A 24,283-nucleotide genomic window follows, 5' to 3' on the forward strand; every position below is an offset into this window, starting at 1 on the left:
AATATCTATGAAACTCTCTCGTATCAGCGCCATCAACTGGAACAAGATATCTGACGATAAAGATCTGGAGGTGTGGAATCGCCTGACCAGCAATTTCTGGCTACCAGAAAAGGTGCCGCTGTCGAACGATATTCCTGCATGGCAGACATTAAGTGTCGTAGAACAACAACTGACGATGCGCGTTTTTACTGGCCTGACGCTGCTCGACACGCTGCAAAATGTTATCGGCGCGCCTTCGCTGTTGCCCGATGCACTCACGCCTCATGAAGAAGCGGTATTATCGAATATCAGCTTTATGGAAGCGGTTCATGCCCGCTCTTACAGTTCGATTTTCTCGACGCTGTGCCAGACCAAAGATGTCGATGCCGCCTACGCCTGGAGTGAAGAAAACGCACCGTTGCAGCGAAAAGCTCAGATTATTCAGCAACATTATCGCGGGGATGATCCGCTGAAAAAGAAAATCGCCAGTGTGTTTCTTGAATCTTTTTTGTTCTATTCCGGTTTCTGGCTGCCGATGTATTTTTCCAGCCGCGGAAAGCTAACCAATACCGCAGACCTGATCCGTCTGATTATCCGCGATGAAGCAGTCCACGGTTATTACATCGGCTATAAATATCAGAAAAACATGGAAAAGATCTCCCAGGCACAACGTGAAGAGTTGAAGAGTTTCGCCTTCGATTTGTTGCTGGAACTTTATGACAACGAGTTGCAATACACCGATGAGCTGTACGCCGAAACCCCGTGGGCTGACGATGTGAAAGCGTTTCTCTGTTACAACGCCAATAAGGCGTTGATGAATCTGGGCTACGAACCGTTATTTCCCGCAGAAATGGCGGAAGTGAATCCGGCAATCCTCGCCGCGCTTTCGCCGAATGCCGATGAAAATCACGATTTCTTTTCCGGTTCAGGCTCTTCATATGTGATGGGAAAAGCGGTCGAAACAGAAGATGAAGACTGGAATTTCTGAGGGTGTTATTTTTCAAAAATATCACTACCCGCAGCAGGGAAATAATTTCCGCCAAATAGCTTTTTATCACGCAAATATTTTGTGGTGATCTACACTGACACTCTGTTGCATTATTCGCCTGAAACCACAATATTCAGACGTTTTTTCGCTATCTTTGACAAAAAATATCAACTTTTCTCGATTTGCTCTCAGCCCTTATATCATGGGAAATTCCGGCGATTTGCTCACATCAATATTCATGCCACATTTGCCATCAGGGGTTGCCTCAGATTCTCAGTATGTTAGGGTAGAAAAAAGTGACTATTTCCATTGGGTAATGTATCGACATAAACAAATAACAGGAATCTTTCTATTGCATGGCAATTAAATTAGAAATTAAAAATCTTTATAAAATATTTGGTGAGCATCCACAGCGAGCTTTCAAATATATCGAACAAGGACTTTCAAAAGAACAAATTCTGGAAAAAACTGGGCTATCGCTTGGCGTAAAAGACGCCAGTCTGGCCATTGAAGAAGGCGAGATATTTGTCATCATGGGATTATCCGGTTCGGGTAAATCCACAATGGTACGCCTTCTCAATCGCCTGATTGAACCCACCCGCGGGCAAGTGCTGATTGATGGTGTGGATATTGCCAAAATATCCGACGCCGAACTCCGTGAGGTGCGCAGAAAAAAGATTGCGATGGTCTTCCAGTCCTTTGCCTTAATGCCGCATATGACCGTGCTGGACAATACTGCGTTCGGTATGGAATTGGCCGGAATTAATGCCGAAGAACGCCGGGAAAAAGCCCTTGATGCACTGCGTCAGGTCGGGCTGGAAAATTATGCCCACAGCTACCCGGATGAACTCTCTGGCGGGATGCGTCAACGTGTGGGATTAGCCCGCGCGTTAGCGATTAATCCGGATATATTATTAATGGACGAAGCCTTCTCGGCGCTCGATCCATTAATTCGCACCGAGATGCAGGATGAGCTGGTAAAATTACAGGCGAAACATCAGCGCACCATTGTCTTTATTTCCCACGATCTCGATGAAGCTATGCGTATTGGCGACCGAATTGCCATTATGCAAAATGGTGAAGTGGTACAGGTCGGCACACCGGATGAAATTCTCAATAATCCGGCGAATGATTATGTCCGTACCTTCTTCCGTGGCGTCGATATTAGCCAGGTGTTCAGTGCGAAAGATATTGCCCGTCGTACACCGAACGGCTTAATTCGTAAAACCCCCGGCTTCGGCCCGCGTTCGGCACTGAAATTATTGCAGGATGAAGATCGCGAATATGGCTACGTCATCGAACGCGGTAATAAGTTTGTCGGCGCTGTGTCTATCGATTCGCTTAAAGCCGCGTTAACGCAGCAGCAAGGTCTTGATGCGGCGCTGATTGATGCGCCGTTAGCGGTCGATGCACAAACGCCTCTTAGCGAGTTGCTCTCTCATGTCGGACAGGCCCCCTGTGCGGTGCCCGTGGTCGACGAGGACCAACAGTATGTCGGCATCATTTCGAAAGGAATGCTGCTGCGCGCTTTAGATCGTGAGGGGGTAAATAATGGCTGATCAAAATAATCCGTGGGATACCACGCCAGCGGCGGACAGTGCCGCACAGTCCGCAGACGCCTGGGGTACACCGGCGACTGCACCGACTGACGGCGGTGGTGCTGACTGGCTGACCAGTACGCCAGCGCCAAACGTCGAGCATTTTAATATTCTCGATCCGTTCCATAAAACGCTGATCCCGCTCGACAGTTGGGTCACTGAAGGGATCGACTGGGTCGTTACCCATTTCCGTCCCGTCTTCCAGGGCGTGCGCGTTCCGGTTGATTACATCCTCAACGGTTTCCAGCAATTGCTGCTGGGTATGCCCGCTCCGGTGGCGATTATCGTTTTCGCTCTCATCGCCTGGCAAATTTCCGGTGTCGGAATGGGCGTGGCGACGCTGGTTTCGCTGATTGCCATCGGCGCAATCGGTGCCTGGTCACAGGCAATGGTTACTCTGGCGCTGGTGCTAACCGCCCTGCTGTTCTGTATCGTCATCGGTTTGCCGTTGGGGATCTGGCTGGCGAGAAGTCCACGAGCGGCGAAAATTATTCGTCCACTGCTTGATGCCATGCAGACCACGCCAGCGTTTGTTTATCTGGTACCAATCGTCATGCTGTTTGGTATCGGTAACGTGCCGGGCGTAGTGGTGACGATCATCTTTGCTCTGCCGCCGATTATCCGTCTGACAATTCTGGGGATTAACCAGGTTCCGGCGGATCTGATTGAAGCCTCGCGCTCATTCGGTGCCAGCCCGCGCCAGATGCTGTTCAAAGTTCAGTTACCGCTGGCGATGCCGACCATTATGGCGGGCGTTAACCAGACGCTGATGCTGGCCCTTTCTATGGTGGTCATCGCCTCGATGATTGCAGTCGGCGGGCTGGGTCAGATGGTACTTCGCGGTATCGGTCGTCTGGATATGGGGCTTGCCACCGTTGGCGGCGTCGGGATTGTGATCCTCGCCATTATCCTCGACCGCCTGACGCAGGCCGTTGGGCGCGACTCACGCAGTCGCGGCAACCGTCGCTGGTACACCACTGGCCCTGTTGGTTTGCTGACCCGCCCATTCATTAAGTAACTCTGCACTTGCCCGGTGACGCCGGGCATTATCACCCTGCCAAAAAAAGGAATAACAATGCGACATAGCGTACTTTTTGCGACAGCGTTTGCCACGCTTATCTCTACACAAACTTTTGCTGCCGATCTGCCGGGCAAAGGCATTACTGTTAATCCAGTTCAGAGCACCATCACTGAAGAAACCTTCCAGACGCTGCTGGTCAGTCGTGCACTGGAGAAATTAGGTTATACCGTCAATAAACCCAGCGAAGTGGATTACAACGTTGGCTACACCTCGCTTGCTTCCGGCGATGCAACCTTCACCGCCGTGAACTGGACGCCGCTGCATGACAACATGTACGAAGCTGCCGGTGGCGATAAGAAATTTTATCGTGAAGGAGTATTTGTTAACGGCGCGGCACAGGGTTACCTGATCGATAAGAAAACTGCCGACCAGTACAAAATCACCAACATCGCGCAACTGAAAGATCCGAAGATCGCCAAACTGTTCGATACCAACGGCGACGGTAAAGCGGATTTGACTGGCTGTAACCCTGGCTGGGGCTGCGAAGGTGCGATCAACCACCAGCTTGCCGCGTATGGACTGACCAATACCGTGACGCATAATCAGGGGAACTACGCAGCGATGATGGCTGACACCATCAGTCGTTACAAAGAGGGTAAGCCGGTGTTTTACTACACCTGGACGCCGTACTGGGTGAGTAACGAACTGAAACCGGGGAAAGATGTGGTCTGGTTGCAGGTGCCGTTCTCCGCACTGCCGGGCGATAAAAATGCCGATACCAAACTGCCGAATGGCGCGAATTACGGCTTCCCGGTCAGTACCATGCATATCGTTGCCAACAAAGCCTGGGCCGAGAAAAACCCGGCAGCAGCGAAACTGTTTGCCATTATGCAGTTACCAGTGGCAGATATTAACGCCCAGAACGCCATTATGCATGACGGCAAAGCCTCAGAAGGCGATATTCAGGGCCACGTTGATGGCTGGATCAAAGCCCACCAGCAGCAGTTCGATGGCTGGGTGAATGAGGCGCTGGCAGCGCAGAAGTAAATATTGATAACCGCGCAGATAATGCTCATGTGAGTAAAACAATTGCAGCGATGGTTTTAATCCGGCTGAAAATCGATGAGACGTTTTCTGAAGGCCGGGGCGACGCGCAGGGATGCGCGGCGAGGGCGCGTCTTACAGGGATGTTACCTCGCGCCCGTACCCGATAGCCGTAAGAAATAAGTCGAATGTACCGCGTAGCGGCGATTTTGTGCCAAAAGTTTGGGTCGCCAGGGTGGTGGCGACTGAGCCACCCTGGCACGTTCACCAGCAAAATAGTGACAAAGTAGCTATAATCTGGAAGTGAACGTAACATTTGCCTTAGTGGCATATTTCACCTTCAAATACCCTCTCCCCATTACCCGCACATTTTAACAATCTATCTTTCGCCCCATATTCATCAACATCCGCTATTATTGATTTCCAGCTTAATCATCACCTGATGAACAAAAATAATGACTAAACCTAATCATGAGCTTAGCCCGGCACTGATCGTACTGATGTCTATCGCCACCGGTCTGGCGGTCGCCAGCAACTATTACGCCCAGCCATTGCTCGACACCATTGCGCGTAACTTTTCCCTTTCCGCCAGTTCGGCGGGCTTTATTGTTACCGCCGCGCAGTTGGGCTATGCCGCAGGTCTGCTGTTTCTTGTTCCCCTCGGTGATATGTTTGAACGCCGCCGCCTGATTGTCTCGATGACCTTACTGGCAGCGGGCGGTATGTTAATCACTGCCAGCAGTCAGTCACTGGCGATGATGATCCTCGGTACGGCATTAACCGGTTTATTCTCAGTCGTGGCACAAATTCTGGTTCCGCTGGCAGCGACGCTGGCTTCACCGGATAAACGCGGCAAAGTGGTCGGCACCATTATGAGCGGGCTGCTGTTGGGGATCTTGCTGGCACGAACCGTTGCCGGGTTGCTGGCAAACCTCGGCGGCTGGCGCACCGTCTTTTGGGTTGCCTCGGTGTTAATGGCACTGATGGCGCTGGCATTATGGCGTGGTCTGCCACAAATGAAATCAGAAACCCACCTCAACTACCCACAGTTGCTTGGTTCCGTTTTCAGCATGTTTATCAGCGATAAAATTCTGCGCACCCGCGCGTTGCTGGGCTGCCTGACCTTTGCCAACTTCAGCATTCTCTGGACCTCAATGGCCTTTTTGCTTGCCGCTCCACCTTTTAACTACAGCGATGGTGTAATTGGTCTGTTTGGACTTGCGGGAGCTGCCGGAGCGTTGGGTGCTCGTCCGGCGGGCGGTTTTGCCGATAAGGGTAAATCGCACCACACCACTACTTTCGGTCTGCTGCTGCTATTACTTTCATGGCTGGCGATCTGGTTTGGCCACACTTCCGTACTGGCCTTGATTATCGGCATCCTGGTGCTGGATCTCACCGTGCAGGGCGTGCATATCACTAACCAGACGGTAATTTATCGAATACACCCTGATGCGCGTAATCGCCTGACCGCAGGTTACATGACCAGCTACTTTATTGGCGGTGCCGCCGGTTCGCTAATTTCAGCCTCAGCCTGGCAACATGGCGGTTGGGCTGGCGTTTGTCTGGCTGGCGCGACGATTGCCCTGGTTAACTTACTGGTCTGGTGGCGAGGTTTTCATCGTCAGGAAGCTGCAAATTAAGCAATCAGCAACCGTTTTCGTGGCTTTACACTTATAAGGGTGTTAAGAAGCCCATCAGTCTGATAAGGTTAAGATATTCATTCAGTCTATTTATAATATTAACAATCGTTAAGCGTACACTCTATGGAAAGCCCTACTCCACAGCCTGCTCCTGGTTCGGCGACCTTCATGGAAGGATGCAAAGACAGTTTACCGATTGTTATTAGTTATATTCCGGTGGCCTTTGCGTTCGGTCTGAATGCGACCCGTCTGGGATTCTCTCCTCTCGAAAGCGTTTTTTTCTCCTGCATCATTTATGCAGGCGCGAGCCAGTTCGTCATTACCGCGATGCTGGCAGCCGGGAGTAGTTTGTGGGTTGCTGCACTGACCGTCATGGCAATGGATGTTCGCCATGTTTTGTATGGCCCGTCACTGCGTAGCCGTATTATTCAGCGTCTGCAAAAATCGAAAACCGCCCTGTGGGCATTTGGCCTGACGGATGAGGTTTTTGCCGCCGCAACCGCAAAACTGGTACGCAATAATCGCCGCTGGAGCGAGAACTGGATGATCGGCATTGCCTTCAGTTCATGGTCATCGTGGGTATTTGGTACGGTAATAGGGGCATTCTCCGGCAGCGGCTTGCTGCAAGGATATCCCGCCGTTGAAGCAGCATTAGGTTTTATGCTTCCGGCACTCTTTATGAGTTTCCTGCTCGCCTCTTTCCAGCGCAAACAATCTCTTTGCGTTACCGCAGCGTTAGTTGGTGCCCTTGCAGGCGTAACGCTATTTTCTATTCCCGTCGCCATTCAGGCAGGCATTGTCTGTGGCTGCCTCACTGCGTTAATCCAGGCATTCTGGCAAGGAGCGCCCGATGAGCTATGAGGTTCTGCTGCTTGGGTTACTGGTTGGCGCGGCGAATTATTGCTTCCGCTATTTGCCGCTGCGCCTGCGTGTGGGTAATGCCCGCCCAACCAAACGTGGCGCGATAGGCATATTGCTCGACACCATTGGCATCGCCTCGATATGCGCTCTGCTGGTTGTCTCTACCGCACCAGAAGTGATGCACGATACACGCCGTTTCGTGCCCACGCTGGTCGGCTTCGCGGTACTGGGTGCCAGTTTCTATAAAACACGCAGCATTATCATCCCAACACTGCTTAGTGCGCTGGCCTACGGGCTCGCCTGGAAAGTGATGGCGATTATATAACCCACAAGAATCATTTTTCTAAAACAATACATTTACTTTATTTGTCACTGTCGTTACTATATCGGCTGAAATTAATGAGGTCATACCCAAATGGATAGTTCGTTTACGCCCATTGAACAAATGCTAAAATTTCGCGCCAGCCGCCACGAAGATTTTCCTTATCAGGAGATCCTTCTGACCCGTCTTTGCATGCACATGCAAAGCAAGCTGCTGGAGAACCGCAATAAAATGCTGAAGGCTCAGGGGATTAACGAGACGTTGTTTATGGCGTTGATTACGCTGGAGTCTCAGGAAAACCACAGTATTCAGCCTTCTGAATTGAGTTGTGCTCTTGGATCATCCCGTACCAACGCGACGCGTATTGCCGATGAACTGGAAAAACGCGGTTGGATTGAACGTCGTGAAAGCGATAACGATCGCCGCTGCCTGCATCTGCAATTAACGGAAAAAGGTCACGAGTTTTTGCGCGAGGTTTTACCACCGCAGCATAACTGCCTGCATCAACTCTGGTCCGCGCTCAGCACAACAGAAAAAGATCAGCTCGAGCAAATCACCCGCAAATTGCTCTCCCGTCTCGACCAGATGGAACAAGACGGTGTGGTTCTCGAAGCGATGAGCTAACGCGTCATCTCGCTCAAAAATCCAGATTTATAAAAGAAAAAATGACTGGCCAGCATCGCAACATGCTGGCCTTTTTGGCAAGCAGGTCGGCTCAGCCGATGAGTTAAGAAGATCGTGGAGAACAATATGAGCGCAAATGCGGAGACTCAAACCCCGCAGCAACCGGTAAAGAAGAGCGGCAAACGTAAGCGTCTGCTCCTCCTTCTCACCTTGCTCTTTATAATTATTGCCGTAGCGATAGGGATTTATTGGTTTTTGGTACTGCGTCATTTCGAAGAAACCGATGACGCATACGTGGCAGGGAATCAGATTCAAATTATGTCTCAGGTGTCTGGCAGCGTGACGAAAGTCTGGGCCGATAACACCGACTTTGTAAAAGAAGGCGATGTGCTGGTCACCCTCGACCCGACAGATGCTCGCCAGGCGTTTGAAAAAGCCAAAACTGCACTGGCTTCCAGCGTTCGCCAAACCCACCAGCTGATGATTAACAGCAAACAGTTGCAGGCTAATATTGAGGTGCAAAAAATCGCACTCGCGAAAGCACAAAGCGACTACAACCGCCGTGTGCCGCTGGGCAATGCCAACCTGATTGGTCGCGAAGAGCTGCAACACGCCCGCGACGCCGTTACCAGTGCCCAGGCACAACTGGACGTCGCGATTCAACAATACAATGCCAATCAGGCGATGATTCTGGGGACTAAACTGGAAGATCAGCCTGCCGTGCAACAGGCTGCCACCGAAGTACGTAACGCCTGGCTGGCGCTGGAGCGTACTCGTATTGTCAGTCCGATGACCGGTTATGTCTCCCGCCGCGCGGTACAGCCTGGGGCACAAATTAGCCCAACGACGCCGCTGATGGCGGTCGTTCCAGCCACCAATATGTGGGTGGATGCCAACTTTAAAGAGACGCAGATTGCCAATATGCGCATCGGTCAGCCGGTCACCATCACCACCGATATTTACGGCGATGATGTGAAATACACCGGTAAAGTGGTTGGTCTGGATATGGGGACAGGTAGCGCGTTCTCACTGCTTCCGGCGCAAAATGCGACTGGTAACTGGATCAAAGTCGTTCAGCGTCTGCCTGTTCGTATTGAACTGGACCAGAAACAGCTCGAGCAATACCCGCTGCGTATCGGTTTGTCCACGCTGGTGAGCGTCAATACCACTAACCGTGACGGTCAGGTACTGGCAAATAAAGTACGTTCCACACCGGTAGCGGTAAGCACCGCGCGTGAAATCAGCCTGGCACCTGTCAATAAACTGATCGACGATATCGTAAAAGCTAACGCTGGCTAATCCAGAGGTGCGTGTGATGCAACAGCAAAAACCGCTGGAAGGCGCGCAACTGGTCATTATGACGATTGCGCTGTCACTGGCGACATTCATGCAGGTGCTGGACTCCACCATTGCTAACGTGGCGATCCCCACTATCGCCGGGAATCTGGGCTCATCGCTCAGCCAGGGAACGTGGGTAATCACTTCTTTCGGGGTGGCGAATGCCATCTCGATCCCGCTTACCGGCTGGCTGGCAAAGCGCGTCGGGGAAGTGAAACTGTTCCTCTGGTCCACCATCGCCTTTGCTATTGCGTCGTGGGCGTGTGGTGTCTCCAGCAGCCTGAATATGCTGATTTTCTTCCGCGTGATTCAGGGGATTGTCGCCGGGCCGTTAATTCCGCTTTCGCAAAGTCTATTGCTGAATAACTACCCGCCAGCCAAACGCTCGATCGCGCTGGCGTTGTGGTCGATGACGGTGATTGTTGCGCCAATTTGCGGCCCGATCCTCGGCGGGTATATCAGTGACAATTACCACTGGGGCTGGATATTCTTCATCAACGTACCGATTGGCGTGGCGGTGGTGTTGATGACACTGCAAACCCTGCGCGGACGTGAAACCCGCACCGAACGGCGGCGGATTGATGCCGTGGGGCTGGCACTGCTGGTTATTGGTATCGGTAGCCTGCAGATTATGCTCGACCGCGGTAAAGAGCTGGACTGGTTTTCATCACAGGAAATTATCATCCTTACCGTGGTGGCAGTGGTGGCTATCTGCTTCCTGATTGTCTGGGAGCTGACCGACGATAACCCGATAGTCGATCTGTCGTTGTTTAAGTCGCGCAACTTCACCATCGGCTGTTTGTGTATCAGCCTCGCGTATATGCTCTACTTCGGCGCTATTGTTCTGCTGCCGCAGTTGTTGCAGGAGGTCTACGGTTACACGGCAACGTGGGCAGGTCTGGCCTCTGCGCCGGTAGGAATTATTCCGGTGATCCTGTCGCCGATTATCGGCCGCTTCGCGCATAAACTGGATATGCGGCGGCTGGTAACCTTCAGCTTTATTATGTATGCCGTCTGCTTCTACTGGCGTGCCTATACCTTTGAACCGGGTATGGATTTTGGCGCGTCGGCCTGGCCGCAGTTTATCCAGGGGTTTGCGGTGGCCTGCTTCTTTATGCCGCTGACCACCATTACGCTGTCTGGTTTGCCACCGGAACGACTGGCGGCGGCATCGAGCCTCTCCAACTTTACGCGTACGCTGGCGGGGTCTATCGGCACGTCGATAACCACAACCATGTGGACCAACCGCGAGTCGATGCACCATGCGCAGTTAACCGAGTCGGTAAACCCGTTTAACCCAAACGCCCAGGCGATGTACAGTCAACTGGAAGGACTGGGAATGACGCAACAGCAGGCATCAGGCTGGATTGCCCAGCAGATCACCAATCAGGGGCTGATTATTTCCGCCAATGAGATCTTCTGGATGTCAGCCGGGATATTCCTCGTCTTGCTGGGGCTGGTGTGGTTTGCTAAACCGCCATTTGGCGCAGGTGGCGGCGGAGGTGGTGCGCACTAAGTACAACTAAGCCAGTTCATTTGAACTGGCTTTTTTCAATTAATTGTGAAGATAGTTTACTGACTAGATGTGCAGTTCCTGCAACTTCTCTTTCGGCAGCGCCAGTTCTTCGTTGCTGTTGATGCGCACGTCACGTTCCAGAATGCTACGCGCAATATCCTGCGCTTCCTGCAACGAGTGCATCTGGTAAGTGCCACACTGGTAGACGTTCAGTTCCGGGATCTGATTCTGATCCTGCACTTTCAGCACGTCTTCCATTGCCGCTTTCCAGGCATCAGCAACACGCTGCTCATCTGGCGTACCAATCAGACTCATATAAAAACCGGTGCGGCAGCCCATTGGCGAGATATCGATAATCTCTACACCATTACCGTTAAGATGGTTACGCATAAAACCAGCAAACAGGTGCTCCAGGGTATGGATCCCTCTTTCTGGCATCACTTCTTTGTTCGGCACGCAGAAGCGCAGATCGAACACGGTGATTGCGTCGCCATGCGGGGTGTTCATTGTTTTCGCCACCCGAACTGCAGGCGCTTCCATCCGGGTATGATCGACTGTGAAGCTATCTAACAACGGCATTTAGCCACCTCCGGTAATTTTTTTAAAAATTTTCTGAACTCTTTCTTCCCAGGCGAGTCTGAGTATATGAAAGACGCGCATTTGTTATCATCATCCCTGAATTCAGAGATGAAATTTTGGCCACTCACGAGTGGCCTTTTTCTTTTCTGTCAGGCGTGTTTTTCCAGCCACACCGCAAACGGTTCGGTATCAGCGGCTTCCATTTCCTGCTGACGGCGTTCAGACGCCTCGCGCTCGGCTACAAAATCCTCTTCGCGCAGAATTTCCAACGGCTCTTCACGCAGCAGATTACGGTACGCTTCAGCAAACGCTTTGCCTGTTCCGCCAATACCAGTATCAATCATAGACCTTAAGATACGGGCAGAGAAAGTCAGATCGGGATTATCGAAGCAGGCGACCAGTTCATCACACACTTTCTGATACGCTTCGCCGCCGTTAATGCTATCCAGCGTTTGCGCAACGCGTTTCAGATCGCGGAACAGATCTTTACCCACCTGCGGTAACGGGAACTGCGCGGTTTCGCAGCCGATACCCAGCGTCAGGCCCGGTTTGCGACCTTCGAGGATCACCCGGTTCCAGTTAACGCGTGTACAGGCAAGTTCTTTACTGCTCATTTCCGGTGCATCAGCCAGCGCACACCAGACCATAAACAGGTCGAGGAATCGCACCTGCTGTTCATCTACACCAATCGGCGAGAATGGGTTGATGTCCAGCGAACGCACTTCAATATATTCAATGCCGCCACGTAACAGCGCATCAGAAGGCGACTCGCCGCTGCGGGTAACGCGTTTTGGACGAATCGGCGCGTACAGTTCGTTTTCAATCTGCAGCACGTTGCTGTTGATTTGCAGCCTCTTACCATCTTTCTCAATGCCAATCTTGGCGTACTCTTCCGATGGCGTTTTGATTGCCTGTTTAAGGCCCGCTACGTACTCGTAAAGATCGTTGAAGGTAATACCTAGATTGCTTTGCGATTTATTGGTATAGCCGAGATCACTCAAACGAAGAGAGGTCGCATACGGCAGGTAATACATACCGCACTCGGTTTTCTCAAACGGCAGCGATGTTGGTTTTCCTTGCAGGAAAGAAGAACAAATCGCCGGAGACGCGCCAAACAGATAAGGAATGACCCAACCGAAACGATAGTAATTGCGGATAACGCGGAAATAGCCCGCAGAAATTTTCTCTTTGGCATCAGCGCCCGCGATATCACCACACTTCGCTTGCCAGAATGCCATTGGCAAAGAGAAATTGTAGTGCACGCCGGAAATGGTTTGCATCAGCGCGCCGTAGCGATTTTTCAGCCCTTCACGGTACAGCGTTTTAAAGCGTCCGGTGTTAGAAGTGCCGTACTGTGCCAGTTCGATGTCCTGACCTTCTGCGATGTAGCATGGCATACTTAACGGCCACATCCGCTCATCGCCCATATTGCGCGCCGTATAACGATGCAGATCGCGCATAAAGGTCAGCATATGTTCAATATCACCATCCACTGGTGTAATGAATTCCAGCAATGCTTCCGCAAAATCGGTAGTAATCCATTTGTGCGTCAGTGCGGAACCTAATGCTTCAGGATGACCTGTTGTTGCCAGTGTGCCATCAGCATTAACACGCAAAGTTTCGCGCTCCAGCCCACGCTGTATCCCCTTTAACGCCTGAGGATGTTTTTCCAGCCAGGCCAGCGCCTGTGATACGTCCGGGATCAAATTGACCTCCCGCCTGTCAAAATCGTTTTAATTAGCATAACTGTAATGGTGACCATATGTGCAGGCCTACAATTAGTGCCACCACATCATGCCCTGAACGGTCGCTGCTGCAACTGCAACATAGCGTAACGCTTTACCAAGGCACAAAAAAAAGATTACCGGCCCCCAGGAGATGCGCATCCATCCCGCTAACAGACACAGTAAATCGCCAACCACGGGCATCCAGCTTAATAATAGCGTGACTGCACCATAGCGTTTCAGCCAGCCGGTAGCTTTCTCTTGCCAGCGCGATGTTTTACGCAATGGAAAGAAACGCCCAAGGATAACGTTAGTTAACCCTCCAAGGCTATTACCCATTGTTGCTGTTAAAACTAAAACCCAGGGATGACTGATCCCGGAAAGCAACATTGCCACCAGCACGACTTCGGAGTTGCCGGGTAATAGTGTAGCGCTGAGAAAACTACTGGCAAACAACGAGAAAAGCGATAACGCTTCACTCACAGCAAGCGAACATCCACAGCGTCCATGCCTGCTGCACGGGCCGCCTGAATACCGAAATCGGCATCTTCAAAGACCACACACTGTGTCGGTTGCACGCCCATACGCTGCGCGCACAACAAAAATGTGTCTGGCGCGGGTTTATGGTGTTTGACGTGATCAGCAGCGACGACGGCGTCAAAATAACGGCGTAATCCCAGGTGCGCCAGCAATGCCTCAGCGATGGCGCTTTCACTCCCCGTTCCTACAGCCATTGGGCGACGACCATGCCAGCTTTTCACCACTTCAACAAGAGGAAGCGGCTCGACACTATCCAGCAGCATACTTCTTACTGCTTCTGTTTTTTCACGCGCTAACGCATGCGGGTCGAGATCGGCCTGATTCAGCTCAATAATCGCCTGAGCAATACGCCAGGTGGGCGAGCCATTAAGCGCAATCATCGCCTGAACATCGTACTGAAGACCGTAGTGCCCTAATACTTCGCGCCACGCTTTACGGTGCGTAGGCTCGGTATCCAGGATGGTGCCATCCATATCAAAAATTAAACCTGCATAACGCTCGTACATGGTCTTCTCGCAAGTCGAAAAATATGACGCTACTTTAGCGTAATTGCTTGATTTTGTCGCTGATGGCGAAGGAGAAGAAAATTCAGGAAATGGATAAAGTAGTTATTTAGAAATGAGATATTTTTGAAGGAAATTTTTTGGAGAAGATGGTGCATCCGGGAGGATTCGAACCTCCGACCGCTCGGTTCGTAGCCGAGTACTCTATCCAGCTGAGCTACGGATGCATCGGGAAAACTTATTTTACTGCTGATATTGATACCGCTACTAAAGCCATATCAAATAAGAAAATCCATCTTAACCATCATCACTGATGATTACGGAGAATATGGTGCATCCGGGAGGATTCGAACCTCCGACCGCTCGGTTCGTAGCCGAGTACTCTATCCAGCTGAGCTACGGATGCATCGGGAAATTTATTTTACTGCTGATATTGATACCGCTGCTAAAGCCATATCAAGTAAGAGATGGTGCATCCGGGAGGATTCGAACCTCCGACCGCTCGGTTCGTAGCCGAGTACTCTATCCAGCTGAGCTACGGATGCATCGGGAAACTTACTTTACTGCAGATTTTTTGATACCGCTACTAAAGCCGTATCAAGTAAGAGATGGTGCATCCGGGAGGATTACTCGCCTTGCGGCTCGCCCTTCGGGCCGTTGCTAAAGCAACGTTATCCTCCCTGGTGCCTGCGGTTATTACCGCCACCTCTTCCATACCTTCATCGCTGAAAGTACGTAGAATATGGTGCATCCGGGAGGATTCGAACCTCCGACCGCTCGGTTCGTAGCCGAGTACTCTATCCAGCTGAGCTACGGATGCAAATGGCGGTGAGGCGGGGATTCGAACCCCGGATGCAGCTTTTGACCGCATACTCCCTTAGCAGGGGAGCGCCTTCAGCCTCTCGGCCACCTCACCACACGCCTCTTACGAGTGCTTCGAAGAACTTGTTTATCGCTCATCGTCGCTGCGTGGCGCACATATTACTTTCTGAGACTTATAAGTCAAACAATTTTTCCCACACTTTTATCGTTTGCACACTTCACGCTCAATTAGTCTGTAAAAACGTCAAAAAGAGTGTTTTATCAACAGAAAAACGGAGGTCTGTCAGATAGCAGTAATGCAAAAAAATGGAGACTTAAGTTGAATGAACGGGAGTAAAGCGAAAAGACAATGGAGTGAAGGAGATATTTTGAGGGGTGCGTCTCACCGATAAAGATGAGACGCGGAAAGATTAGTAACTGGACTGCTGGGATTTTTCAGCCTGGATACGCTGGTAGATCTCTTCACGGTGAACAGAAACTTCCTTCGGGGCATTTACGCCAATACGTACCTGGTTGCCCTTTACCCCTAAAACTGTCACGGTGACCTCATCCCCAATCATGAGGGTCTCACCAACTCGACGAGTCAGAATCAGCATTCTTTGCTCCTTGAAAGATTAAAAGAGTCGGGTCTCTCTGTATCCCGGCATTATCCATCATATAACGCCAAAAAGTAAGCAATGACAAACACATTACATGTAAGCAGTCATGGCATTACATTCTGTTAAACCTAAGTTTAGCCGATATACACAACTTCAACCTGACTTTATCGTTGTCGATAGCGTTAATGCGAATGCCGTGAAGCGAGTCCACGGCATTGCCTGACGCTTATATTATTGCAATTTCGCGCTGACCCAGCCTTTCACACTGGCTAACGCTGCAGGTAAGGCCGCAGCATCCGTACCACCGGCTTGCGCCATGTCAGGACGTCCACCACCCTTGCCGCCCACCTGCTGAGCGACCATACCAATCAGTTCCCCTGCTTTCACACGATCTGTGACGTCCTTAGATACGCCTGCAATCAGAGAAACCTTACCTTCGGCTACCGTTGCCAGCACGATAATTGTCGACCCCAGCTGATTTTTTAAATCGTCAACCATGGTACGCAACATTTTCGGCTCAACACCGCTAAGCTCGCTAACCAACAGCTTAACACCATTAACATCAATTGCCTTACTGGAAAGATTTGCGCTCTCCTGTGCGGCAGCTTGTTCTTTAAGCTGTTGTAACTCTTTTTCCAGCTGACGCGTACGTTCCAGTACTGAGCGCACTTTATCAGCCAGATTATTGCTATCGCCTTTCAGCAGATGCGCGACTTCGTTTAAGCGATCGCTGTCTGCATGAACGGTGGCGATAGCGCCTTCTCCGGTTACCGCTTCGATACGACGAACGCCTGCAGCAGTACCCGATTCAGAGATGATGCGGAACAGACCAATATCACCAGTGCGGCTGGCGTGAGTACCGCCACACAGCTCGGTGGAGAAATCGCCCATGCTCAGCACGCGTACGCGCTCATCATACTTCTCGCCGAACAGCGCCATCGCACCTTTCGCTTTCGCCGCTTCGAGATCCATGATGTTGGTTTCGATCGGCAAGTTACGGCGAATCTGTGCGTTCACCAGGTCTTCGACCGCACGAATCTCTTCTGGTTTCATCGCTTCGTTGTGTGAGAAGTCGAAGCGCAGCACTTTGTCGTTAACCAGTGAACCTTTCTGCGATACATGAGTACCCAGAACCTGGCGCAGCGCAGCGTGCATCAGGTGCGTTGCGGAGTGATTCAGACGAATACGGGCGCGACGAGCCTCATCAACATCAGCCTGCACCGCGTCGCCCACTTTCAGAGAACCCGCAGCAAGTTTACCGATGTGACCAATCGCCTGGCCGTATTTCTGCGTATCTTCCACCGCAAAGGAGAAGTTAGCGCCTTTCAGTTCGCCTTTATCACCAACCTGACCGCCGGATTCCGCATAGAATGGCGTTTGATCCAGCACGACCACAGCTTCCTGGCCTGCATTGATGGCATCAACCGCTTTACCATCAACAAACAGCGCGGTCACTTTGCCGTTCAGTTCCAGATGGTCATAGCCTTTAAATTCAGATGCGCTGTCAACACGGATCATTGCGTTGTAATCGGCACCAAAGCCGCTGGCTTCGCGCGCGCGACGACGCTGCTCTTCCATTGCTGCTTCGAAACCAGCTTCGTCAACTTTGATGTTGCGCTCACGACAAACATCAGCCGTCAGGTCAACCGGGAAGCCATAGGTGTCGTACAGACGGAAAGCCGTTTCGCCATCCAGCGTATCACCAGAAAGTTTTGCCAGCTCTTCATCCAGCAGCGCCAGACCGCGCTCCAGAGTACGGGCAAACTGCTCTTCTTCAGTCTTCAGCACCTGCTCAACCTGCGCCTGCTGGCGTTTCAGGTCTTCACCCGCAGAGCCCATTACGTCGATCAGCGGACCAACCAGTTTGTAGAAGAAGGTTTCTTTCGCGCCCAGCATATTGCCGTGACGCACTGCGCGACGAATGATACGACGCAGTACATAACCACGGTTTTCATTGGACGGCATTACGCCATCCGCGATCAGGAACGCACAAGAACGAATGTGGTCAGCGATTACGCGCAGCGATTTATTGCTCAGATCGGTCGCGCCAGTGACTTTCGCTACCGCCTGGATCAGCGTGCGGAACAGGTCGATGTCATAGTTAGAGTTAACGTGTTGCAGCACCGCAGCAATACGCTCCAGACCCATACCGGTATCTACAGACGGCTTCGGCAGCGGTTCCATCGTGCCATCTGCCTGGCGGTTGAACTGCATGAAGACGATGTTCCAGATCTCAATGTAGCGATCGCCGTCTTCTTCCGGACTTCCCGGAGGGCCACCCCAAATGTGGTCGCCGTGATCGTAGAAGATTTCGGTGCACGGGCCGCACGGACCAGTGTCACCCATCTGCCAGAAGTTGTCAGATGCGTATGGCGCACCTTTGTTATCGCCGATGCGAATAATACGTTCGCGCGGGATCCCTACTTCTTTTTCCCAGATTTCGTAGGCTTCGTCGTCGCTTTCATAGACGGTAACCCACAGACGCTCTTTCGGCAGGGCAAACCATTTTTCACTGGTCAGCAGTTCCCATGCAAACTGAATGGCATCGTGTTTGAAATAGTCGCCGAAGCTGAAGTTGCCCAGCATTTCGAAGAAGGTATGATGACGCGCGGTGTAACCGACGTTTTCCAGGTCGTTGTGTTTACCACCCGCACGCACGCAGCGTTGGGAAGTGGTAGCGCGGGAATAATTACGCTTGTCGAGCCCAAGGAACACATCCTTGAACTGGTTCATCCCGGCGTTGGTAAACAACAAAGTTGGGTCGTTATGGGGTACCAGGGAGCTGCTGGCAACTACCTGATGTCCCTTACTATGGAAAAAGTCGAGAAACGCCTGACGGATCTCAGCGGTGCTCTTGCTCATAATTATCCTGAAATCAAGCTAACGAAATATCGCCACCAGCTCCAGCGTGTCTTAACCGCCGGGCTGGTAACTGAAAAGTGGGAATAAGATAAGTTTTCTTGACTGGGAAGTAAAATACCGTATGCGTTCAGTCGGCAAAATTTCGCCAAATATCCTGGATATCTTCCATCAGATAGCCACGATAGAGCAGAAAACGCTGGATCTTAACTTTTTCTGAAAAGACAGTTGGCAAAGGTTCGCCATATTTTCGCGTCGCCTGATCGCGCGCCAGTGCGCACCAGTCGATGTCACATTCACGCATCGCTTTTTCTGTCGCTTCGCGGGAAATACCTTTCTGATTCAGTTCCTGACGAATACGCGCAGGTCCATAACCTTTGCGGCTACGGCTGGCGATAAAGCGCGCAACAAATCGGCTGTCATCGAGATAGCCATGTTCATGGCACCAGGCGATAACGCGCTCGTAATCTTCTGCCGTGGCATCAATCTCTTCCGGGCCATTTTTGCCCATAATCGGTGCCGCGAGTTTACGTCGCAGTTCTTGCTCACTGTGATCGCGCACCGCCAGAATGCGTACCGCACGATCCAACAGGCGAGCATATGCCGGGCGACGGGACGTTGATTCTGTCATGGCATATCCTTACAACTTAAAAAAGCAAAAGGGCCGCAGATGCGACCCTTGTGTATCAAACAAGACGATTAAAAATCTTCGTTAGTTTCTGCTACGCCTTCGCTGTCATCTACAGAGAAATCCGGCGTTGAGTTCGGGTTGCTCAGCAGCAACTCACGTACTTTCTTCTCGATCTCTTTCGCGGTTTCCGGGTTATCTTTCAGCCAGGCAGTCGCATTCGCTTTACCCTGACCGATCTTCTCACCTTTGTAGCTGTACCACGCACCTGCTTTCTCGATCAGCTTCTCTTTCACGCCCAGATCAACCAGTTCGCCATAGAAGTTGATACCTTCGCCGTAGAGGATCTGGAATTCAGCCTGTTTAAACGGCGCAGCGATTTTGTTCTTCACCACTTTCACACGGGTTTCGCTACCCACCACGTTTTCGCCCTCTTTCACCGCGCCGATACGACGGATGTCGAGACGAACAGAGGCGTAGAATTTCAGCGCGTTACCACCGGTAGTGGTTTCCGGGTTACCGAACATCACACCAATTTTCATACGGATCTGGTTGATGAAGATCAGCAGCGTGTTGGACTGCTTCAGGTTACCCGCCAGCTTACGCATCGCCTGGCTCATCATACGTGCCGCAAGGCCCATGTGAGAGTCGCCGATTTCGCCTTCGATTTCCGCTTTCGGCGTCAGTGCCGCCACGGAGTCAACGACGATAACGTCTACTGCACCAGAACGCGCCAGGGCGTCACAGATTTCCAGTGCCTGCTCGCCAGTGTCCGGCTGGGAGCACAGCAGGTTGTCGATATCGACGCCCAGTTTACGTGCATAGATTGGGTCCAGCGCGTGTTCAGCATCGATAAACGCACAGGTTTTACCTTCACGCTGCGCTGCGGCGATCACCTGCAACGTCAGCGTGGTTTTACCGGAAGATTCCGGTCCGTAGATTTCGACGATACGGCCCATCGGCAGACCACCTGCCCCAAGCGCGATATCCAGTGAAAGCGAACCGGTAGAGATGGTTTCCACATCCATGGAACGGTCTTCACCCAGGCGCATGATGGAGCCTTTACCAAATTGTTTCTCAATCTGGCCCAGTGCTGCCGCCAACGCTTTCTGTTTGTTTTCGTCGATAGCCATTTTTACTCCTGTCATGCCGGGTAATACCGGATAGTCAATATGTTCTGTTGAAGCAATTATACTGTATGCTCATACAGTATCAAGTGTTTTGTAGAAATTGTTGCCACAAGGTCTGCAATGCATACGCAGTAGCCTGACGACGCACCGCATCACGGTCACCGCTGAAGCATTCCCGCCGGGTAATACCTTCGCCGCGGGCGGTGGCAAAAGCAAACCAGACGGTGCCGACAGGCTTCTCTTCACTGCCGCCATCCGGCCCGGCGATACCACTAATAGACACAGCATAATCAGCACGAGCCGCTTTCAGTGCGCCTATCGCCATTTCCACCACGACAGGTTCGCTCACCGCGCCATGCTGCGCCAGCGTCTCTTCGCGTACACCGATCATTTGCGCTTTCGCTTCGTTACTGTAGGTGACAAATCCGCGTTCAAACCAGGCGGAACTGCCGGCAATATCGGTAATCACTTTCGCTACCCAACCACCGGTACAAGACTCAGCAGTTGTTACGGTTGCGCCACGGGCTTTCAGCGCCTGCCCAACCTGTTCGCTTAACTGCATCAGTTCACTGTCAGTCATCACAACCTCTGTCAGTCAAAAATTTATGCCGGACAAGATAGCACTTTCGTCAGGAAGATGGTGTTGGCGTTGCAATTTTACGAGGAGGATTCAGAAAAAAGCTGATTAGCCAGAGGGAAGCTCACGCTCCCCTCTTGCAAATAGTTACTGCACGCGCGCCAGCGCCACGGCTTGTCCTAACTGCCAGACCGCCATTGCGTAATGGGTACTGTGGTTGTAACGGGTGATGGTGTAGAAGTTCGGCAGACCGTACCAGTACTGGTAACCGGTACCGACATCCAGACGCAGCAGGCTGGCTTGTTGATGGTTGCCCAGCGGCTGCTGTGGCGTTAAACCTGCCGCGGCAAGCTGCGAAATGCTGTACTTGGTTTTGAAGCCATTTGGCAAGCCTGGAGCCTGACCGTTTGCCATCACCGCAACCTGATCACCTTTCACCCAGCCGTGCGCTTTGAAATAGTTCGCCACACTACCAATGGCATCAACCGGATCCCACAGGTTGATATGCCCGTCGCCGCTGAAATCTACCGCGTATTGTTTGTAAGACGACGGCATAAACTGTCCGTAGCCCATCGCCCCGGCAAAGGAACCTTTCAGATTGAGCGGATCGTCCTGCTCGTCGCGCGCCATCAGCAGGAAAGTTTCCAGCTCGCCAGAGAAATACTCCGCGCGGCGTGGGTAGTTAAATGACAGCGTTGCCAGCGCATCGAGGATGCGAGTTTTCCCCATCACGCGCCCCCAGCGCGTTTCAACGCCGATAATCCCGACGATAATTTCCGGCGGTACGCCATACACCTGCCACGCGCGATTCAGCGCATCTTCATACTGATTCCAGAAAACCACACCGTTCTGCACGTTGTCCGGCGTAATAAATTTTTTGCGATAACGCAGCCATGCGCCGTTCGGACCTGATGGCGGTTTCACCGATGTGGTTGGTGCCTGGTTATCCATCAGCCGCAGTACCGAATCCAGACGTTTCGCCTGGGAGAGAATTTCCTGCAACTGCTGACGATCGAAACCGTGTTTGTTCACCATTTTGTCGATGAACTGCTGGGCATTCGGGTTATTAGCGAAATCGCCGCCCATCTGCATCACATTGTGCTGCGGCTCAAGCAGGAAGCCGCCAGACGGCGTTCCGGTGGTCGTTTCAGTCTCAGTAGGTTTTGGCTTGCTGCTACAGGCGGCAAGCAACACAAAAAGGGGAAGCAATGTTACATAACGACGCTTGAACATGAGGGGTCCATTTAACAGATTCAACCAGGGGCAAGTATGGTAAAGCATCACGCCCCGCACAAGGAAGCGGTAGTCACTGCCCGATACGGACTTTACATAACTCAACTCATTCTCCTCGCTATCCTTTTATTTAAACTTTCAAGTTAAAATATTTATCTTTCATTTTGCGATCAAAATAACACTTTTAAATCTTTCAATCTGATTAGATTAGGTTGCCGTTTGGTAATAAAACAATAAATCCTGAAGGAGAGAACAATGATAGAAACCATTACTCATGGTGCAGAGTGGTTTATCGGGCTGTTCCAAAAGGGCGGAGAGGTGTTTACCGGGATGGTGACCGGCATTCTTCCGCTGTTGATTAGCCTGCTGGTTATCATGAACGCACTGATTAATTTTATCGGTCAGCATCGTATTGAACGTTTTGCTCAACGTTGCGCCGGTAACCCTGTTTCCCGTTACCTGCTGCTACCGTGCATTGGCACGTTTGTCTTTTGCAATCCGATGACCTTAAGCCTGGGTCGCTTTATGCCGGAAAAATACAAACCCAGCTACTACGCGGCCGCCTCTTATAGCTGCCACTCAATGAATGGCCTCTTCCCCCATATCAACCCAGGCGAACTGTTTGTTTATCTTGGCATTGCCAGCGGTCTGACAACACTGAACCTGCCACTTGGCCCACTGGCGGTGAGTTATCTGCTGGTTGGTCTGGTCACCAACTTCTTCCGCGGCTGGGTGACCGATCTGACCACCGCCATTTTTGAGAAAAAGATGGGCATTCAACTTGAACAAAAAGTTCACCTGGCAGGAGCAACATCATGACGCGTATTCGGATCGAAAAAGGAACGGGTGGCTGGGGCGGCCCGCTTGAGCTGGAAGCCACGCCGGGCAAAAAAATCGTCTATATCACCGCCGGTACCCGGCCTGCGATTGTTGACAAACTGGCACAGCTTACTGGCTGGCAGGCTATTGACGGATTTAAAGAAGGTGAACCCGCGGAGGCGGAAATTGGTGTCGCGGTAATCGACTGTGGCGGCACATTACGCTGCGGCATTTATCCGAAACGGCGTATTCCCACCATTAATATCCATTCGACGGGCAAGTCCGGTCCGCTGGCGCAGTATATTGTGGAAGATATTTATGTCTCTGGCGTGAAAGAAGAAAACATCACTGTAGTGGGTGATGCGACACCACAACCCTCTTCCGTGGGCCGTGACTATGACACCAGCAAGAAAATCACCGAACAAAGCGATGGTTTACTGGCGAAGGTGGGAATGGGTATGGGTTCTGCCGTTGCCGTGTTGTTTCAATCTGGTCGTGACACCATCGACACTGTATTAAAAACCATTCTGCCGTTTATGGCGTTCGTCTCGGCGCTTATCGGCATCATTATGGCTTCCGGTCTTGGCGACTGGATTGCCCACGGTCTTGCTCCGCTGGCGAGCCATCCACTGGGGCTGGTCATGCTGGCGCTCATCTGCTCCTTCCCGCTGCTTTCACCTTTCCTCGGCCCAGGCGCAGTTATCGCACAGGTTATCGGCGTATTGATTGGCGTGCAGATTGGCCTCGGCAATATTCCGCCGCATCTGGCTTTACCTGCACTGTTTGCCATCAACGCGCAGGCGGCCTGCGACTTCATCCCGGTCGGTTTGTCGCTGGCGGAAGCCCGTCAGGACACGGTTCGCGTCGGTGTCCCTTCTGTTCTGGTGAGCCGCTTTTTAACCGGCGCGCCAACTGTACTGATCGCCTGGTTTGTCTCCGGTTTTATCTATCAATAGAGGCTGAAACATGACCGTTATTTATCAGACCACCATCACCCGTATCGGCGCGAGTGCCACTGACGCCCTCAGCGACCAGATGCTCATCACCTTTCGTGAAGGCGCGCCTGCGGATCTCGAAGAATATTGCTTCATTCATTGCCACGGCGAGTTGAAAGGTGCACTCCATCCCGGTTTGCAATTTTCGCTCGGGCAGCATCGCTATCCGGTGACCGCCGTTGGCAGCGTGGCGGAAGACAACCTTCGCGAACTGGGTCATGTCACCCTGCGCTTCGATGGTTTAAACGAAGCGGAATTTCCGGGCACTGTCCATGTGGCAGGCCCTGTCCCCGACGATATCGCGCCGGGATCGGTTTTGAAGTTTGAATCTGTTAAGGAGTAAA

Annotated in this window: 23 protein-coding genes and 5 tRNA genes; 13 read left to right on the plus strand and 15 right to left on the minus strand. The window is 51.8% G+C overall.

Annotated features, from left to right (window positions below; all coding sequences use genetic code 11):
- Positions 1-7: 7 nt before the first annotated feature.
- The 10 genes from nrdF to emrB all read left to right on the plus strand — a co-directional run bounded on the left by nrdF (position 8) and on the right by emrB (position 10,931).
- Positions 8-967, plus strand: a complete 960-nt coding sequence (gene nrdF, locus ACJHYD_RS16920) for a class 1b ribonucleoside-diphosphate reductase subunit beta (RefSeq protein ID WP_001521117.1) — start codon at positions 8-10, stop codon at positions 965-967.
- A gap of 356 nt (positions 968-1,323) precedes the next feature.
- The gene (gene proV, locus ACJHYD_RS16925) at positions 1,324-2,526 is read left to right on the plus strand and encodes a glycine betaine/L-proline ABC transporter ATP-binding protein ProV (protein WP_000985490.1); all 1,203 of its coding nucleotides are present in this window, start codon (positions 1,324-1,326) and stop codon (positions 2,524-2,526) included.
- Positions 2,519-3,583, plus strand: coding sequence for a glycine betaine/L-proline ABC transporter permease ProW (gene proW / locus ACJHYD_RS16930; RefSeq protein ID WP_000774978.1), 1,065 nt, complete (start codon positions 2,519-2,521; stop codon positions 3,581-3,583). The genes proV and proW overlap by 8 nt, the downstream gene beginning before the upstream one ends.
- Before the next feature lie 57 nt (positions 3,584-3,640).
- Entirely contained in the window at positions 3,641-4,633 is a 993-nt protein-coding gene (gene proX, locus ACJHYD_RS16935) for a glycine betaine/L-proline ABC transporter substrate-binding protein ProX (protein ID WP_001216531.1), read from the plus strand.
- A gap of 452 nt (positions 4,634-5,085) precedes the next feature.
- Complete coding sequence (locus ACJHYD_RS16940) at positions 5,086-6,270, plus strand: MFS transporter (RefSeq protein ID WP_000165699.1); 1,185 nt, start codon at positions 5,086-5,088, stop codon at positions 6,268-6,270.
- A gap of 123 nt (positions 6,271-6,393) precedes the next feature.
- Positions 6,394-7,131, plus strand: coding sequence for an L-valine exporter subunit YgaZ (gene ygaZ, locus ACJHYD_RS16945; protein ID WP_410228826.1), 738 nt, complete (start codon positions 6,394-6,396; stop codon positions 7,129-7,131).
- Positions 7,121-7,456 carry an L-valine transporter subunit YgaH gene (ygaH, locus tag ACJHYD_RS16950; RefSeq protein ID WP_000119745.1) on the plus strand — a complete coding sequence of 112 codons (336 nt, stop codon included), beginning with the start codon at positions 7,121-7,123 and terminating at the stop codon, positions 7,454-7,456. The genes ygaZ and ygaH overlap by 11 nt, the downstream gene beginning before the upstream one ends.
- Before the next feature lie 90 nt (positions 7,457-7,546).
- Positions 7,547-8,077 (plus strand): multidrug efflux transporter EmrAB transcriptional repressor EmrR, encoded by a 531-nt coding sequence (emrR, locus tag ACJHYD_RS16955; protein ID WP_000378442.1) that lies wholly within the window; start codon positions 7,547-7,549, stop codon positions 8,075-8,077.
- Positions 8,078-8,203: 126 nt separating this feature from the next.
- Positions 8,204-9,376, plus strand: coding sequence for a multidrug efflux MFS transporter periplasmic adaptor subunit EmrA (gene emrA / locus ACJHYD_RS16960; protein ID WP_001295175.1), 1,173 nt, complete (start codon positions 8,204-8,206; stop codon positions 9,374-9,376).
- A 16-nt stretch (positions 9,377-9,392) separates the two neighbouring features.
- The gene (gene emrB / locus ACJHYD_RS16965) at positions 9,393-10,931 is read left to right on the plus strand and encodes a multidrug efflux MFS transporter permease subunit EmrB (RefSeq protein WP_001295176.1); all 1,539 of its coding nucleotides are present in this window, start codon (positions 9,393-9,395) and stop codon (positions 10,929-10,931) included.
- A 63-nt stretch (positions 10,932-10,994) separates the two neighbouring features.
- On the opposite strand, the gene luxS is transcribed toward emrB, so the two are convergent.
- From luxS to mltB, 15 genes are all read right to left on the minus strand, one after another.
- Positions 10,995-11,510: an S-ribosylhomocysteine lyase gene (gene luxS / locus ACJHYD_RS16970; RefSeq protein WP_001130211.1), complete on the minus strand. Its 516-nt coding sequence runs from the start codon at positions 11,508-11,510 to the stop codon at positions 10,995-10,997.
- Between the two features lie 149 nt (positions 11,511-11,659).
- Positions 11,660-13,216, minus strand: coding sequence for a glutamate--cysteine ligase (gshA, locus tag ACJHYD_RS16975; RefSeq protein ID WP_001551535.1), 1,557 nt, complete (start codon positions 13,214-13,216; stop codon positions 11,660-11,662).
- 72 nt (positions 13,217-13,288) lie between these two features.
- The gene (locus ACJHYD_RS16980) at positions 13,289-13,717 is read right to left on the minus strand and encodes a YqaA family protein (RefSeq protein ID WP_001287454.1); all 429 of its coding nucleotides are present in this window, start codon (positions 13,715-13,717) and stop codon (positions 13,289-13,291) included.
- Positions 13,714-14,280 carry a fructose-1-phosphate/6-phosphogluconate phosphatase gene (yqaB, locus tag ACJHYD_RS16985; protein ID WP_000273309.1) on the minus strand — a complete coding sequence of 189 codons (567 nt, stop codon included), beginning with the start codon at positions 14,278-14,280 and terminating at the stop codon, positions 13,714-13,716. The genes ACJHYD_RS16980 and yqaB overlap by 4 nt, the downstream gene beginning before the upstream one ends.
- A 147-nt stretch (positions 14,281-14,427) precedes the next feature.
- Positions 14,428-14,504, minus strand: a tRNA-Arg gene (locus ACJHYD_RS16990).
- A 102-nt stretch (positions 14,505-14,606) separates the two neighbouring features.
- Positions 14,607-14,683, minus strand: a tRNA-Arg gene (locus ACJHYD_RS16995).
- A gap of 62 nt (positions 14,684-14,745) precedes the next feature.
- Positions 14,746-14,822, minus strand: a tRNA-Arg gene (locus ACJHYD_RS17000).
- A gap of 198 nt (positions 14,823-15,020) precedes the next feature.
- Positions 15,021-15,097 (minus strand) — tRNA-Arg (locus tag ACJHYD_RS17005).
- A 3-nt stretch (positions 15,098-15,100) separates the two neighbouring features.
- Positions 15,101-15,193: transfer RNA gene (locus ACJHYD_RS17010), tRNA-Ser, on the minus strand.
- A 316-nt stretch (positions 15,194-15,509) separates the two neighbouring features.
- Positions 15,510-15,695 (minus strand): carbon storage regulator CsrA, encoded by a 186-nt coding sequence (csrA, locus tag ACJHYD_RS17015; protein WP_000906486.1) that lies wholly within the window; start codon positions 15,693-15,695, stop codon positions 15,510-15,512.
- Between the two features lie 234 nt (positions 15,696-15,929).
- The gene (gene alaS, locus ACJHYD_RS17020) at positions 15,930-18,560 is read right to left on the minus strand and encodes an alanine--tRNA ligase (RefSeq protein ID WP_000047168.1); all 2,631 of its coding nucleotides are present in this window, start codon (positions 18,558-18,560) and stop codon (positions 15,930-15,932) included.
- Positions 18,561-18,687: 127 nt separating this feature from the next.
- Positions 18,688-19,188, minus strand: a complete 501-nt coding sequence (gene recX / locus ACJHYD_RS17025; RefSeq protein WP_000140506.1) for a recombination regulator RecX — start codon at positions 19,186-19,188, stop codon at positions 18,688-18,690.
- A 68-nt stretch (positions 19,189-19,256) separates the two neighbouring features.
- A complete protein-coding gene (recA, locus tag ACJHYD_RS17030) occupies positions 19,257-20,318 on the minus strand; it encodes a recombinase RecA (RefSeq protein WP_000963143.1) in 1,062 nt (353 codons plus the stop codon).
- A gap of 79 nt (positions 20,319-20,397) precedes the next feature.
- Positions 20,398-20,895 (minus strand): nicotinamide-nucleotide amidase, encoded by a 498-nt coding sequence (pncC, locus tag ACJHYD_RS17035; RefSeq protein ID WP_000132231.1) that lies wholly within the window; start codon positions 20,893-20,895, stop codon positions 20,398-20,400.
- A gap of 144 nt (positions 20,896-21,039) precedes the next feature.
- Entirely contained in the window at positions 21,040-22,125 is a 1,086-nt protein-coding gene (gene mltB / locus ACJHYD_RS17040) for a lytic murein transglycosylase B (RefSeq protein WP_001328874.1), read from the minus strand.
- Between the two features lie 255 nt (positions 22,126-22,380).
- Between mltB and srlA the strand changes: the two genes are divergently transcribed.
- From srlA to srlB, 3 genes are read left to right on the plus strand one after another with little or no spacing between them, the layout of a single operon-like run.
- The gene (gene srlA, locus ACJHYD_RS17045) at positions 22,381-22,944 is read left to right on the plus strand and encodes a PTS glucitol/sorbitol transporter subunit IIC (RefSeq protein WP_000573321.1); all 564 of its coding nucleotides are present in this window, start codon (positions 22,381-22,383) and stop codon (positions 22,942-22,944) included.
- The gene (gene srlE / locus ACJHYD_RS17050; protein ID WP_000196934.1) at positions 22,941-23,900 is read left to right on the plus strand and encodes a PTS glucitol/sorbitol transporter subunit IIB; all 960 of its coding nucleotides are present in this window, start codon (positions 22,941-22,943) and stop codon (positions 23,898-23,900) included. Before srlA ends, srlE begins: the two co-directional genes overlap by 4 nt.
- Before the next feature lie 10 nt (positions 23,901-23,910).
- Positions 23,911-24,282, plus strand: coding sequence for a PTS glucitol/sorbitol transporter subunit IIA (srlB, locus tag ACJHYD_RS17055; RefSeq protein WP_000216201.1), 372 nt, complete (start codon positions 23,911-23,913; stop codon positions 24,280-24,282).
- Position 24,283 lies beyond the last annotated feature (1 nt).

Source organism: Escherichia sp. WS1368, assembly GCF_046487485.1.
GTDB lineage: Bacteria > Pseudomonadota > Gammaproteobacteria > Enterobacterales > Enterobacteriaceae > Escherichia > Escherichia coli.

Coding starts and splice junctions, on each gene's coding strand:
- nrdF (WP_001521117.1), top strand. CDS start 8: ATGAAACTCTCTCGTATCAGCGCCATCAACTGGAACAAGATATCTGAC.
- proV (WP_000985490.1), top strand. CDS start 1,324: ATGGCAATTAAATTAGAAATTAAAAATCTTTATAAAATATTTGGTGAG.
- proW (WP_000774978.1), top strand. CDS start 2,519: ATGGCTGATCAAAATAATCCGTGGGATACCACGCCAGCGGCGGACAGT.
- proX (WP_001216531.1), top strand. CDS start 3,641: ATGCGACATAGCGTACTTTTTGCGACAGCGTTTGCCACGCTTATCTCT.
- ACJHYD_RS16940 (WP_000165699.1), top strand. CDS start 5,086: ATGACTAAACCTAATCATGAGCTTAGCCCGGCACTGATCGTACTGATG.
- ygaZ (WP_410228826.1), top strand. CDS start 6,394: ATGGAAAGCCCTACTCCACAGCCTGCTCCTGGTTCGGCGACCTTCATG.
- ygaH (WP_000119745.1), top strand. CDS start 7,121: ATGAGCTATGAGGTTCTGCTGCTTGGGTTACTGGTTGGCGCGGCGAAT.
- emrR (WP_000378442.1), top strand. CDS start 7,547: ATGGATAGTTCGTTTACGCCCATTGAACAAATGCTAAAATTTCGCGCC.
- emrA (WP_001295175.1), top strand. CDS start 8,204: ATGAGCGCAAATGCGGAGACTCAAACCCCGCAGCAACCGGTAAAGAAG.
- emrB (WP_001295176.1), top strand. CDS start 9,393: ATGCAACAGCAAAAACCGCTGGAAGGCGCGCAACTGGTCATTATGACG.
- luxS (WP_001130211.1), bottom strand. CDS start 11,510: ATGCCGTTGTTAGATAGCTTCACAGTCGATCATACCCGGATGGAAGCG.
- yqaB (WP_000273309.1), bottom strand. CDS start 14,280: ATGTACGAGCGTTATGCAGGTTTAATTTTTGATATGGATGGCACCATC.
- csrA (WP_000906486.1), bottom strand. CDS start 15,695: ATGCTGATTCTGACTCGTCGAGTTGGTGAGACCCTCATGATTGGGGAT.
- alaS (WP_000047168.1), bottom strand. CDS start 18,560: ATGAGCAAGAGCACCGCTGAGATCCGTCAGGCGTTTCTCGACTTTTTC.
- recX (WP_000140506.1), bottom strand. CDS start 19,188: ATGACAGAATCAACGTCCCGTCGCCCGGCATATGCTCGCCTGTTGGAT.
- recA (WP_000963143.1), bottom strand. CDS start 20,318: ATGGCTATCGACGAAAACAAACAGAAAGCGTTGGCGGCAGCACTGGGC.
- pncC (WP_000132231.1), bottom strand. CDS start 20,895: ATGACTGACAGTGAACTGATGCAGTTAAGCGAACAGGTTGGGCAGGCG.
- mltB (WP_001328874.1), bottom strand. CDS start 22,125: ATGTTCAAGCGTCGTTATGTAACATTGCTTCCCCTTTTTGTGTTGCTT.
- srlA (WP_000573321.1), top strand. CDS start 22,381: ATGATAGAAACCATTACTCATGGTGCAGAGTGGTTTATCGGGCTGTTC.
- srlE (WP_000196934.1), top strand. CDS start 22,941: ATGACGCGTATTCGGATCGAAAAAGGAACGGGTGGCTGGGGCGGCCCG.
- srlB (WP_000216201.1), top strand. CDS start 23,911: ATGACCGTTATTTATCAGACCACCATCACCCGTATCGGCGCGAGTGCC.